The sequence below is a fragment of the Hymenobacter sp. HSC-4F20 genome (assembly GCF_019599275.1).
Lineage (GTDB): Bacteria > Bacteroidota > Bacteroidia > Cytophagales > Hymenobacteraceae > Hymenobacter.
The window spans coordinates 467050-478916 of sequence record NZ_JAHZTD010000002.1 but is presented as its reverse complement, the minus strand read 5'-3'; the positions used below and the strand labels follow the sequence as shown (position 1 = coordinate 478916).

Genomic DNA, 11867 nt, shown 5'->3' with positions numbered 1-11867 from the left:
ATCTTGTCGAGGGTAATCCGGAGTTGGCGTTGTTCTAATTTCAATAAGAAACTGGCATAGAAGATAGCGGTAGGCCTTTTTTCGTTTGTCATCCGTGAGGTAGAATGTTAAAAAGCCCCGCCGGTATTCACCGGCGGGGCTTTTTAGTCGCAAAACTGTCGCTTAGTTCAGCGCAGCTGCTTGGCCTTTCAGAATCTGACGCGCCATAGCCAGGTTCGTATCGCGCGAGTTAACGGCCAGGTAGATGAACTTGTCACCCGTGGCAGAAAGCTTCAGCAGGTGCAGCTGGTCGGTCAGGGTCAGCAGAATGTCCTGAATGGTTTGGTCCAGCTTTAGGGCCTGGATAGCTTTCAGCTTCTGCTTAACAACTTCCGTGTTGTAAGCAGCCGCCGTCTCCGCATCAAACGAAGCCAGGTTAGAGTGGTGAGCTAGCGGCATGCCGGTTTCCGTTTCAACTACGGCAACTGCTACCAGCGAAGGAAGCTCCTTAAGAATGTTTTGAACGGCTTGGTTTGGCGAAAGAGTAGCCATGAAAATGTTGAGAAAAAGTATGGTAGAAAAAGATGTATAGAAATCAGGTAGTACACCGCCGCATTACCTCCCGCACGAGAGCCATATTGGCATCGCCAATCCGGACGGCCACGTAGCACAGCCACTGGTGGTTAGCTGTTAGGCGCATACAGTGTAGTTGGTCATCCAAGAGGACATTAAAGTCCGTGAGGTGCTGGCCAGCTAACCAGGGAGCCGTCAGCATGCGTAATGTCTGCCGGATCAGCTCGACATTACGGCTACTGACCTTGTAAGGGTCAAAGGAGGCTACTGCAGTGTAAGCGGCCAGCGTTTTGCCTGACCGGATATCTACCACCGATACTCCTATCAACTCTGGAAGCTCCCGCAGAATAGCAGAAAGAATAGTTTCTGCTTGCTCTCGCTCCGCCCCTGAGGCGTCTCCCGTAATTTTCTTCACATAGAGTTTGTGCAGAAAAGGAAGTCTCATAAAGCTACTACTGGGGCGGCAAAAACTAGAATGACCGATCTACGTAACGAAGGGGCACTCCGGTTTTACAAAATTTTTTCAGGAGGAAACTAAAGGTATGCCTAGCTGATTACTGGTAGATACCAGCGAGTAAAATACCTGTGCTTCTGTTGGTTAAAAGAACAACCAACGTTTTTTAGCAGGTTTCGCTTTTTTAGTGCTAGGTAGCAGCGTCACATTTTCAGTGCGGCTATTTTTTACTTGTAGCTCTTCTTCAGCGTATCCGGCATAGCCGTACTGCAAAGTGGTGGCTTGGTTTGCAGGTACACGCAAGGTATAGTTACCCTGAGCATCAGTGCTCACGCCGCGTTGCGTTCCTTTCTGCCATACAGTCGCGCCTACCAGTGGCTGACCATTCTCGTTCAGGATGCGGCCGCGGACCGAAATCATGCGGAAAGCACTGGCAGCAGTAGCGTCAGTGGACATGTCTGCTACGTCCGTCATAACCGGCACGTTGTCCATCGGAGTATTGGCATCTGGCAAGTTAGTGCTGGCAAATACAGCGCCGCTTGCTAAGGCTCCCCCAAGTACCAGGGTAGCAGCCCGCTGGCGGAAGCGCTTCGGTTCGGTACGGATCAAATCGAACTGGCGTTGAACCCAGCCCACAGGCCGCACTGCATGACCTTTGCCTTTCATTTCATAGAAACGATTCAACGTTTCGTCAGCCGTATTCTTATTCGCTTTCAGATAGGCGTCTACCAGTTCGGTATTTTCGCTGGATAGGTCGCCGCGCAGGTAAGCATCCCTGTACGCTGGTAGTAAGTCGCCGGTAGTCGGGTGAAAGGGTAGAGCGCTGAGTTTCATTTTGAGAAAAGTTAGGCGTTTGCAATAGTGTAAGAGACAGGATCACGACACAAAATTCGCGAGCAAATCGGACTTTTGCCTGTTTTGGTGTCGCTACATACGTTCTATTTCGTTGAGTGTTGCATTTTACGTGTTCAGTAATACTTTTCTCGGGATGAACTCATTCTTCCTATTATGGGAAATTATATATTATGTAGATATAGTGCTACGTATAAGTACAATGATAAGTCATATATAGTAATTATCTGTATCCGGTTGATAATATATTTTATGTTATGGTTGAGCTGCCATAGTTATTATAACTATCGTTATACTGTTGACCTATATCGTTAGGAGGCTAAGTATTTTGTTTACAGTATGAACGCAAAAAAGCCCCGTTAGTGAAGCTAACGGGGCTTTTATAGAGCTGTAAGAACTTAGCCTACAATGGCTACGCGCTTGAAGTCCGAGATGGTCAGGCCCTTCTGCGTCTTGTCGAGCAGCTGGGAAATCGTTACCGAGTTGTCCTTCACGAACTCTTGGTTGAGCAGGGTGTTCTCCTTGTAGAACTTGTTCAGCTTGCCCTGAGCAATTTTCTCCAGCATAGCTTCCGGCTTGCCTTCAGCACGCGCCTGGTCTTTACCGATTTCGATTTCGCGCTCGATGGTAGCAGCATCCACGCCGTCTTTGTCGAGAGCAACGGGCTTCATGGCTACAATTTGCATAGCTACGTCGCGGCCTACTGAAGTTACATCGGCACCACCTACATTCTTGAGGGCTACCAGTACGCCTTTCTTGTTGTCCGAGTGGATGTAAGAAGCTACGCGCTCAGCCGTTACGTTCTCGTAAGCAACTACGTCCAGCTTCTCGCCGATCTTACCCATCAGGTCGGTGATGTGCTCCTGTAGGGAACGGCCATCTTCCTGGGGAGCAGCCAGCAGCTCTTCTTTCGAAGAAGCATTGGTTTTCACGGCAGCGGCCAGAATTTGCTGGGCCAGGTTCTTGAAGTCTTCAACTTTTGCAACGGGCTCGGTTTCGCAAGCCAGAGCAATCAGTTTGCCATTGGTACCGTCTTCGCTAACAGCAGCCAGCACGAGGCCTTCCGAGGTGGTATTTTCCGAACGCTTGTCGGCAATTTTCTGGCCTTGCTTGCGCAGGATGTCGCGCGCGGCTTCAAAGTCGCCGTTAGCTTCGGTCAGAGCTTTTTTGCAATCCATCATGCCCGCACCGGTCATGGTGCGCAGCTTGTTCACGTCTGCGGCGGTAATTGCTGCCATTGTTGTGAGTTATATGAGGTTGAGAGGGTTTTCGGGGGTAACAGCTGAGACACAGCTAAGGTAAGCTAGGCTACCTGCAGCTAAAGAAAAAGGGAACACCGGAGCCGAGTGCTTCGCATGTTCCCTTTTCTATGGAGGGCAGCTAGCCTATTCGTCGGCGTTCTGCTTCTCCTGGATGCCTTCTTCTTCGGCTTGCTTCTTGTCGGCGTCTTCTTTGTCGACTTTCCGCTCCGACAGGCCTTCTTCGATAGCCTTACCCATTACGCTCACGATGAGCTGGATGGACTTCGAAGCGTCGTCGTTAGCCGGGATGGGGAACTGCACCAGCTCGGGGTTCGAGTTGGTATCGCAGATAGCGAATACCGGAATGCCCAATTTCTGAGCTTCTTTCACGGCAATGTGCTCGCGCTTCACGTCCACTACGAACAGAGCGGCGGGCAGGCGGCTCAGGTCGGCGATGCCGCCCAGAACACGCTCCAGCTTTTCACGCTCACGCGAGAGCATGAGACGCTCGCGCTTAGCTAGTGCAGCGTAAGCCGTATTTTCCTTCACCATCTTGTCGATGGTGCTCATCTTCTTCAGCGACTTGCGAACGGTGGTGAAGTTGGTGAGCATACCGCCCAACCAACGGTCCGTTACGAAAGGCATTTTCAGGCGCTTCGCTTCTTCCGTTACAATTTCCTGCGCCTGCTTCTTGGTAGCTACGAACATTACCTTGCGGCCGCTCTTAGCAATGTTGCGGATGGCCGAGGCAGCCTGGTCCAGCGAAACAAGCGTTTTGTTCAGGTCGATAATGTGGATGCCGTTCTTCTCCATGAAGATGTACGGCGCCATTTTCGGGTCCCACTTGCGCGTAAGGTGACCAAAGTGGGCACCAGCATCAAGCAGTTCTTTATAAGTGGTGGTCTGAGCCATGATAAGGGTTCCTCTGGAAGATTAGCGTTTCGAGAACTGGAACGAACGACGAGCCTTGCGCTTGCCGAATTTCTTGCGTTCCACCATGCGCGGGTCACGAGTCAGGAAGCCTTCTTTCTTCAGCGCCGGACGAATCTCAGCGTTGTCGCCTACGAGGGCTTTCGAGATGGCCAGACGGATAGCTTCGGCCTGAGCCGAGATGCCACCACCGCGCACGTTCACCTTAATGTCGTACTGACCGACTTGCTCGACAGTAGCCAAAGGCTGGTTCACGATGTTTTCCAGGAGTTCATTAGCGAAGTACGCCTTGATGTCCCGGCCGTTGATAGTGATATTCCCTTGCCCGGCCTGCATGTAGATGCGGGCCACCGAGGTTTTTCTTCTACCAGAGGTATTGGAGATTTCCATTAAGTGAAGAAGTTAAAAGAGAGGCCGAAACCGGCTTAGAGATTCGTGAAAGAAACAGCTTTCGGCTGTTGGGCTTCGTGGGGATGCTCGGTGCCGGCATACACGTACAGGTTACGGAATTGCTCCGCGCCCAGCTTGTTGCCCTGCAGCATACCACGTACGGCGTGCTCAATCACCCGGGTCGAGTCTTTGGCTTTCTTGTCGCGCAGGTTGATGCGCTTCTGACCGCCGGGGTAGCCCGAGTGGGTGATGTAGATTTTGTCGGTCATCTTTTTGCCGGTCACGCGCAGGTTGTCGGCGTTGATGACGATGACGTTGTCGCCACAATCCGAGTTGGGCGTGAAGGAGGGCTTGTGCTTGCCACGCAGCATGTTGGCAATTTGGCTGGCCAGACGACCCAGGGTAGCGTCGGCGGCATCAACCACAACCCAGCCCTTGTTGGCGTTGGCTTTGTTGACGGATACCGTCTTGAAGCTCAGATGATCCATTGGGGAGGAGGATAAGCGTTTGAAAATGAAGAAGAAACCGAACACGGTTCGGGAAAAACGGACACAAAGTTACCGCCTTTCCGCCAAAATGCAAGCTAGCGGCTAATTATTGTCTCTGAAACAGTTGCAGAGTGGGCTCCCCGCCGCGGCTGCGTACTTTTACGGCACCTATGCTAGTTCCTCGTTCTACCGCCGACTCTGGTTTTACCCTACCCGCCGACCGCCGCGCTTATGGCTTGTTGCTGGGCCTGTTTCTACTTTCCATGGTAGTGGCCTTCCTCACGCAGGGCACTTATGACTCCGGCGACAGTATCAACCACTACCTCTATGCCCGCTACGCCTTCGAGCACCCCATCAACTTCCTGGAATCGTGGTCGAAGCCCTTGGTAGTGGAGCTGATGGCCGGGCCGGCGCAACTAGGGCTGCGGGCCGTTATGCTGCTGCAGTGCGTGCTGGTAGCGGGTTCGGCCTGGTTTGCCTACAGCGCAGCCCGTAGTCTGCGTCTGCCGTGGCCCTGGCTGGCTATTCTGTTCTGCTACGCCTCCCCAGATTACTTCCGGATCCAATTTTCCGGCCTGACGGAGCCTACCTTTAGCTTGGTATTGATAGCAGGGGTAGCCCTGGCGCTACAGGGGCGGGCAGGGGTAGGAGCCGCCGTTATTTCTTTTCTGCCATTTGCCCGTTCCGAAGGGTTTATTTTGTTAGGTGTGTACGGCTTCTATCTGCTGGTGAGTCGCAACTGGCGGGCCTTACCGTGGCTGGGACTGGGCTTCGTGCTCTATGGAGTAGCCGGATTATTCGTGTACCAGGACTTTCTCTGGGTTTTCACCCACAACGCCTATCCTGTCCGGAATGAAAGCTACGGGCAGGGAAAGTGGGGGCATTTCCTCATCAGTTTGCCCAATACGGTAGGTTGGGTGCTCTACGGGCTGTTTTGGTTAGGGGGGCTGCGTATGCTCTGGAAGTGGGCAAAGCCGGCTACCCGACTGTACCCCGGGAAGTTTACAGCTGAGTTACTGCTGGTCTACGGCAGTGTGGTGGTCTTTATTGGGGCGCATACTATCTTCTGGGCCCTTGGTATTTTTGGCTCCTTCGGGCTGACTCGCGTGCTGTGCTGCGTGGTACCGCTTGTGAGCCTGATTGCCCTACGCGGAGTAGAGGCTCTCACCGCCTTGGTTCAGAGCGAACAGGCGCGAAACCGGGTGCGGATCGGGCTGGCCGTGGCCGTGGTAGGCTTCCTGTTCTGCGGGGCCCGGGCGGCTTTCCGTTGGGAGCGGGATTTTGGCCGGCCTTCGGAGCAGCTGTTGGCCGATGAGGCCGCGCGTTGGGCCCGGAGTCAGGGCGCCCTGCCCCATGTCGTGTTTCACCATCCCTATCTGGCTTTGCCTTTGCAGGTAGATCCATTTGGGGCTCAGCATAGCCCGATGCCCGCCGTGCGCGAGCAAAGCTGGCCGCTACCAGTCGGTACGCTCGTGTTCTGGGACGACTGGTACGCCGTGATGGAGGGGCAGGTGCCTTTGGAAACGTTGCGCAACAATCCGCACTACCGGCTACGCTGGCGGCGGGCCATGCCTCGCAACCGCCGCAAGCCCACCGCCGATTCAGCGCGTATCGCTATTTTCGAGAAGCTATAACAAGCAATAGCTTTCGTGCGGTGAGCAAGTAGGCTATTGATACTGCCGCAGCGTTTCGACCAGCACCCGGAAATCTTTGGGGTAAGGAGCCTCAATGGTTACTTGCTCACCGCTCATTTTGGCGAACGTGAGCTGAGCCGCGTGCAGGGCAAACCGCTTGATAAAGGGCTGCTCTTCTTCGCCCTGCTTTACATTAAACTTACGCTTAAGGGAAGAGAGGTAGAAGTCTTCGCCCCCGTACATGGTATCCCCGATGATGGGCGCCTGCAGGTAAGCCAAGTGCAGCCGGATCTGGTGCATGCGGCCCGTAATGGGCTGGCATTCCAGCAACGTATGGCGGGCGTAGGCCTCCAGGGTGCGAACAAGCGTAACGGCCGGTTTGCCTTTGTAGGCCAACCGGGCCTTGCCCTTGGTAGTGGTTTCGATGCTGCGGTCTACGCGCAGGCCGTCGTAGTCGTGCACGCCCCAGGCGGCAGCGTGATACACCTTCTTCACCTCCCGGTTTTCAAATTGCATGGCCAAGTGCCGGTAAGCTGCCGGGTTTTTGGCCAGGGCCAGGGCGCCACTGGTTTCCTTATCGAGGCGGTGGCAGGCCTGAATATCGTCGTAGTGTTCCCGCGCCAGGCGCAAGATATTGGCCGCCCCGCCAAACCGCTCGTCGAGGGTAGCTAGGAAAGGGGGCTTGTTGATGATGACGAAATCCTCGTCCTCAAACAGAATCAGGTCGTTGAAATTGGGCAGCTTCATAGAGAGCTGCAAAGGTACTCACTTCTTACGAGGCAAGTGGTGCCCGCGCATCGGTACTGCGGGGCCGGGGCAGCTTGAACTCAAGAGTGGTGCCTTGCCCTACCTCGCTGTGCACCCGAATAGTAGACTTGTGGGCCTCTACAATGTGCTTGCTAATGGCTAAGCCCAGGCCGGAGCCACCGGCATCCCTGGATTCACGGGTGCGACTTTTATCAATGCGGTAGAACCGTTCGAAAATGCGGCTTTGATGTTGCTTTGGAATTCCTTCACCATCATCGTGTACACTAACGCGCACGGTTTTGCCGCTTTCCGTCAGAGCCACCGTGACGTGCCCGTTCTCTCGCCCGTACTTAATGGCGTTGTCAATCAGGTTGATCAGTACCTGCCGGATGCGGTTACGGTCGGCTAGCACCCATACGCCGCCCCCGGCGGCCTGAAAGTCGTCGGGGGCCAGGGCCAGCGTGACGTTGCGGCGGGTAGCCTTCAACTCCAACTGCTCAAAGATGTCACGCACCAGTTGGGTAATATCGAACGGCTGGCGGCGCATGCGGATAACGCCTTTTTCAAGCTGAGAAATGCTGACCAGGTCCTGTACCAACAAGTCGAGAGCGTCGAGGCTGGCGGCAGCTTTCTGCAGAAACTTCTTGCGGGTGAACTCATCGGTATCATCGTCGTCCAGGATGGTGTGTACAAACCCCTGGGCGGCAAAAATGGGTGTTTTCAGCTCGTGCGATACATCGGCCAAAAACTCGCGCCGCAGCACCTGTAGGCGCTTCAACTCATCAATTTCCTGTTGCTTGCGCTGGGCCATGCCCAGAATCTCGTTGCGCATGCGCTTGAGCGGCTCCGGCCGGAAGAGAAACTTGTTCGACAGGCGCCGGAATTCCTTGCGCTTAATGTGCTCCAGGCCTTCGTAAATGGTGTTAATTTCCCGGAAAATCAGGGCCTCAAACATCAGGTAGAGCAGCAGAAAACACGCCGCCACAGTAATGCCCGCCGCCAAAACTCCTTCCCGCAGCGAGAGGGTAGGAGCTACCCAGGCCAGGGCCGTCAGCACGGAGGCCACCAGCAAAGACAACAGAATGGCCAGTGTGCGCGAGGAAACGGAAAACCGCATGGGAGGAGTACGTAAGAAGAAAAAGAGGAAGGAAAAATTATAGCATCAGCTGGTTAGCTGCCAAGTAATTCTTCCTTCCTCTGGTCTTCCCAAGGAAAACTAATTGTCGGTATTGAACTTGTAGCCTACCCCTTTAATCGTCTGGATGTGGTGGTCGCCTACTTTCTCGCGGACTTTGCGCACGTGCACGTCCACGGTACGGGCCAGCACAAATACGTCGTTACCCCAGATATTTTGCAGCAGCTCGTCGCGGCCGAATACTTTGTGGGGAGAGGCGGCCAGAAAGGCCAGCAACTCGAACTCTTTTTTGGGCAGCGTGATTTTGCGGCCTTCCTGATACACGGCAAAGCCGGTCCGGTCAATCTTGAGGCCGTTGATTTCAATGCTGTCGGTTTGCACCTGCGGATCTTTGTCGCGGCGCACGAAAGCGGCCAGGCGGCTGAGCAGGGCCCGGGGCTTGATGGGTTTGGCAATGAAATCGTCGGCGCCGGCTTCGAAAGCGGCTACCTCCGAAAACTCCTCGGCCCGGGCTGTCAGGAAGATAATGTACGTGTCCTTGAAGCGGGGTAGCTCCCGGAGCTGGCGGCAGGCGGCAATGCCATCGAGGTGGGGCATCATCACGTCCAGCAGTATTATGTCGGGGCCGAACTGCGGGGCTATTTCCAGGGCTTTGCGGCCATCGGGGGCGCTGGCTACCTCGTAGCCTTCCTTGCGCAGGTTGTACTCCAGCAGTTCCACAATATCCGGGTCGTCGTCAACTACCAGAATCTTGTACGCGTTGGGGGTGATGGTTGGCTGCACGGGGCGAGGTGGTTTGGGGTAAAACAGAATGCGCGAAGACAAAAGTATGGCTGGCCGCCGGGCGCGGCGTGTTACGTTTTCGTTACTAGCCGCCCGGGCCGAGGGCGGTACCGGCAGCGGAATTGGCCAGACGTAATCAACCAATGAGGAAGCCTGCCGGGGGCTGGCACTGACCGGCGCCGCGGAGCGCGGAGCCGGGAGCACAGAGCGGCGGCGAGAAGCTAAGGTGGTCTGCATCAAGTAATAACTCGGGCGAGGGGAAAGGTAGAGGAAAAAAGAAAAGCGGCCCCCAACGGGAGCCGCTTCGAGCAAGCATCAGTTTGTAGCCACCAAGTTCAGTCGGTTTCGGAGGCCTTTGTATTTGTACATGTCCACTTTCACGGAGCCCACAAACATTTCCGCCTGAATCAGCACCGGTATTTTATTCCGGTCGTCGGAGAGGTACACCGAAATAGCGTTTTCTCCTTTAAAAAGCTTATTGCTGGGCATTTTCGGGACCAGGCGGATGGCGCGGATGACACCGGCCTTGGTTTCTACCGTTTCTCGGCCTTTGTATATCACGTCCATGTTAAAGACGTCATCATCGAAAAAGCCCTGAACTTTAATGACCTCGCCAGGTCGGCGCTGGTCGTAGTTGAGCGTCCGTAGGAAGTAGAAGCCGCTGACTAGGTCCTGCACGTTATTCGGGGTTTTGAAACTGCCCCTCTTGACGTCGTTCTTGTCTTTTTTGTGGCTTTCCACGTTGGCTATGTCCCGCACATGGTCGAAGTCTACCGTCTCGCGCTTGCGGTAACTTTTTTCCTCGATGTTGCGGAAAAAGCGCTGGGGCAAAATACTGGTCGTGTCGATGTAGGAGCGCCACGTATCCCGGATGCGGAGGAAGTAGTCGAAGGAGCCCGTAGTGCGGCCCGTTACGGTAGCTCGATAGCAAGGGCGCTCATTCACTCGATGCACGGCACCATCGACTTCAATCGTCGCTTCGGCCGCGTTAATCAGGCCATAGTGCACCTTATATTGCAGCACCTCGCCCCGCTCGAAGCTGGTGTTGGGGATGCTGCGGGTCGCGTCAGAAACAGGGCCAAAGGCCGTGAGTACCGCTGCCAGGGGCAGCGCCAATACAGGAAACAGAAGCCAGCGGCGAATCATGTAAGAGCGGCAGATAAAGGTGTAGCCGGTACCTTCTCAAATGCGGTGCCAGCAAAGATAACCGGATATAACAGGCCAAAAAATAGGCTCTACGAAAAGAGTTGGCGCGACGATAAGGTTGAGTTGTTGTCTTGGCGCGTAAAGGCGTGGATTGCGGGCCGAGCTTAGCTAAGGGCAATAAAAAAAGCCCGACTTCGGTCGAGCTTTTTTTATTAGAAGAGAAGGAAGATCGGGCGACTTACAGCTCAGAGGTGTCGTCATCGTCCAGGGTGCGGTCTTCGGGAATGGCGGCCAGGGCAGCCTCCGGCTCACCTTTGACCATGGCCCGGATCTGGCTTTCAATTTTGTCGGCCAGCTCAGGGTTGTCCTGTAGCACCGTCTTCACCCCTTCGCGGCCCTGGCCCAGGCGGTTGCCATCATACGAGAACCAGGAGCCCGACTTGGCAATGATGCCCATGTCGACGCCCAGATCGAGGATTTCACCCACTTTCGAGATGCCCTCGTTGTAGATGATATCGAACTCAATCACCTTGAAGGGAGGTGCCACTTTGTTTTTCACCACCTTCACTTTGGTGCGGTTACCCGTAACATTGTCCTTGTCTTCTTTGATCTGGCCAATACGACGGATGTCGAGGCGTACAGAAGCATAGAACTTCAGGGCATTACCACCAGTCGTAGTTTCGGGCGAGCCGAACATTACGCCAATCTTCTCGCGCAGCTGGTTGATGAAGATGCACAGGCAGTTGGTCTTGTTGATAGTACCCGTGAGCTTACGCAGGGCCTGCGACATCAAACGGGCGTGCAAACCAACCTTGGAATCACCCATGTCGCCTTCCAGTTCACCTTTCGGCACTAGGGCGGCCACGGAGTCAATTACACAAATGTCGATGGCGCCGGAGGAAATCAACTGGTCGGCAATTTCCAGGGCTTGCTCCCCGTTGTCGGGCTGCGCAATCAGCAGGTTTTCCGTGTCAATGCCCAGCTTCTGGGCGTAGGCCGGATCAAAGGCGTGTTCGGCGTCGATGAAGGCCGCAATGCCGCCCTTCTTCTGGGCTTCGGCAATAGCGTGCATGGTCAGCGTGGTTTTACCCGACGATTCCGGCCCGTAGATTTCGACGATACGGCCTTTGGGTAGGCCACCCACGCCCAGGGCAATATCCAGGCCCAGCGAGCCGGTGCTGATGACTTCGACGTCCATCACCTTGTTGTCGCTGAGCTTCATCACGGTGCCTTTGCCGTAGCTCTTGTCCAGCTTGTCCAGCGTCAGCTGGAGGGCTTTCATTTTCTCGGCGTTGGCGTTGACGGCCTTGTCAGTGGTTGCAGCCATTATATAGGAGGGGTTGTTGGGAAATGCTTAGGTTTGGTGAATGTAGGCCTTTTTGCTTGGTGGCACAACGGTGCCCGAAGCCTGCCGGAACTACACTGCCGGCCCCTTTTCGGGTCGGCTAGTAGTAACGCACCTGAGCTATATTTTGTGCCCACAATGCTAAAAAATTTCGTTGATTTTAGGAGGCT

The 11867-nt window shown here is 54.7% G+C and carries 13 protein-coding genes; 1 reads left to right on the top strand and 12 read right to left on the bottom strand.

The window, feature by feature from the left end:
• Positions 1-162: 162 nt before the first annotated feature.
• The 7 genes from K3G63_RS11770 to rplM all read right to left on the bottom strand — a co-directional run bounded on the left by K3G63_RS11770 (position 163) and on the right by rplM (position 4907).
• A complete protein-coding gene (locus tag K3G63_RS11770; RefSeq protein WP_220614323.1) occupies positions 163-531 on the bottom strand; it encodes a hypothetical protein in 369 nt (122 codons plus the stop codon).
• 43 nt (positions 532-574) lie between these two features.
• Positions 575-997 (bottom strand): hypothetical protein, encoded by a 423-nt coding sequence (locus tag K3G63_RS11765; RefSeq protein ID WP_220614322.1) that lies wholly within the window; start codon positions 995-997, stop codon positions 575-577.
• A 153-nt stretch (positions 998-1150) separates the two neighbouring features.
• Entirely contained in the window at positions 1151-1840 is a 690-nt protein-coding gene (locus tag K3G63_RS11760) for a carboxypeptidase-like regulatory domain-containing protein (RefSeq protein ID WP_220614321.1), read from the bottom strand.
• A gap of 416 nt (positions 1841-2256) precedes the next feature.
• Positions 2257-3096: a translation elongation factor Ts gene (tsf, locus tag K3G63_RS11755; RefSeq protein ID WP_220614320.1), complete on the bottom strand. Its 840-nt coding sequence runs from the start codon at positions 3094-3096 to the stop codon at positions 2257-2259.
• 147 nt (positions 3097-3243) lie between these two features.
• On the bottom strand, positions 3244-4011 hold the full coding sequence (gene rpsB, locus K3G63_RS11750; protein ID WP_220614319.1) for a 30S ribosomal protein S2: 768 nt from the start codon (positions 4009-4011) through the stop codon (positions 3244-3246).
• Positions 4012-4032: 21 nt separating this feature from the next.
• Positions 4033-4419, bottom strand: coding sequence for a 30S ribosomal protein S9 (gene rpsI / locus K3G63_RS11745; RefSeq protein WP_220614318.1), 387 nt, complete (start codon positions 4417-4419; stop codon positions 4033-4035).
• A 35-nt stretch (positions 4420-4454) separates the two neighbouring features.
• On the bottom strand, positions 4455-4907 hold the full coding sequence (gene rplM / locus K3G63_RS11740; protein ID WP_220614317.1) for a 50S ribosomal protein L13: 453 nt from the start codon (positions 4905-4907) through the stop codon (positions 4455-4457).
• A gap of 170 nt (positions 4908-5077) precedes the next feature.
• Between rplM and K3G63_RS11735 the strand changes: the two genes are divergently transcribed.
• Positions 5078-6541 (top strand): hypothetical protein, encoded by a 1464-nt coding sequence (locus K3G63_RS11735; RefSeq protein ID WP_220614316.1) that lies wholly within the window; start codon positions 5078-5080, stop codon positions 6539-6541.
• A 33-nt stretch (positions 6542-6574) separates the two neighbouring features.
• Here the strand turns inward: K3G63_RS11735 and K3G63_RS11730 are convergent, their stop codons facing one another.
• The 5 genes from K3G63_RS11730 to recA form a co-directional block, all read right to left on the bottom strand.
• Entirely contained in the window at positions 6575-7288 is a 714-nt protein-coding gene (locus tag K3G63_RS11730) for an RluA family pseudouridine synthase (RefSeq protein ID WP_220614315.1), read from the bottom strand.
• A 25-nt stretch (positions 7289-7313) separates the two neighbouring features.
• Positions 7314-8405, bottom strand: coding sequence for a cell wall metabolism sensor histidine kinase WalK (locus K3G63_RS11725; RefSeq protein WP_220614314.1), 1092 nt, complete (start codon positions 8403-8405; stop codon positions 7314-7316).
• 99 nt (positions 8406-8504) lie between these two features.
• Positions 8505-9194, bottom strand: coding sequence for a response regulator transcription factor (locus K3G63_RS11720; protein ID WP_310794601.1), 690 nt, complete (start codon positions 9192-9194; stop codon positions 8505-8507).
• A 327-nt stretch (positions 9195-9521) separates the two neighbouring features.
• Positions 9522-10352 (bottom strand): DUF3108 domain-containing protein, encoded by an 831-nt coding sequence (locus K3G63_RS11715; protein ID WP_220614312.1) that lies wholly within the window; start codon positions 10350-10352, stop codon positions 9522-9524.
• A gap of 238 nt (positions 10353-10590) precedes the next feature.
• A complete protein-coding gene (gene recA / locus K3G63_RS11710; protein ID WP_220614311.1) occupies positions 10591-11679 on the bottom strand; it encodes a recombinase RecA in 1089 nt (362 codons plus the stop codon).
• Between the last annotated feature and the right edge of the window lie 188 nt (positions 11680-11867).

What these genes read in the sequence shown, in the direction of transcription:
- K3G63_RS11770 (WP_220614323.1), bottom strand. Translation starts at nt 531, where the DNA reads ATGGCTACTCTTTCGCCAAACCAAGCCGTTCAAAACATTCTTAAGGAG.
- K3G63_RS11765 (WP_220614322.1), bottom strand. Translation starts at nt 997, where the DNA reads ATGAGACTTCCTTTTCTGCACAAACTCTATGTGAAGAAAATTACGGGA.
- K3G63_RS11760 (WP_220614321.1), bottom strand. Translation starts at nt 1,840, where the DNA reads ATGAAACTCAGCGCTCTACCCTTTCACCCGACTACCGGCGACTTACTA.
- tsf (WP_220614320.1), bottom strand. Translation starts at nt 3,096, where the DNA reads ATGGCAGCAATTACCGCCGCAGACGTGAACAAGCTGCGCACCATGACC.
- rpsB (WP_220614319.1), bottom strand. Translation starts at nt 4,011, where the DNA reads ATGGCTCAGACCACCACTTATAAAGAACTGCTTGATGCTGGTGCCCAC.
- rpsI (WP_220614318.1), bottom strand. Translation starts at nt 4,419, where the DNA reads ATGGAAATCTCCAATACCTCTGGTAGAAGAAAAACCTCGGTGGCCCGC.
- rplM (WP_220614317.1), bottom strand. Translation starts at nt 4,907, where the DNA reads ATGGATCATCTGAGCTTCAAGACGGTATCCGTCAACAAAGCCAACGCC.
- K3G63_RS11735 (WP_220614316.1), top strand. Translation starts at nt 5,078, where the DNA reads ATGCTAGTTCCTCGTTCTACCGCCGACTCTGGTTTTACCCTACCCGCC.
- K3G63_RS11730 (WP_220614315.1), bottom strand. Translation starts at nt 7,288, where the DNA reads ATGAAGCTGCCCAATTTCAACGACCTGATTCTGTTTGAGGACGAGGAT.
- K3G63_RS11725 (WP_220614314.1), bottom strand. Translation starts at nt 8,405, where the DNA reads ATGCGGTTTTCCGTTTCCTCGCGCACACTGGCCATTCTGTTGTCTTTG.
- K3G63_RS11715 (WP_220614312.1), bottom strand. Translation starts at nt 10,352, where the DNA reads ATGATTCGCCGCTGGCTTCTGTTTCCTGTATTGGCGCTGCCCCTGGCA.
- recA (WP_220614311.1), bottom strand. Translation starts at nt 11,679, where the DNA reads ATGGCTGCAACCACTGACAAGGCCGTCAACGCCAACGCCGAGAAAATG.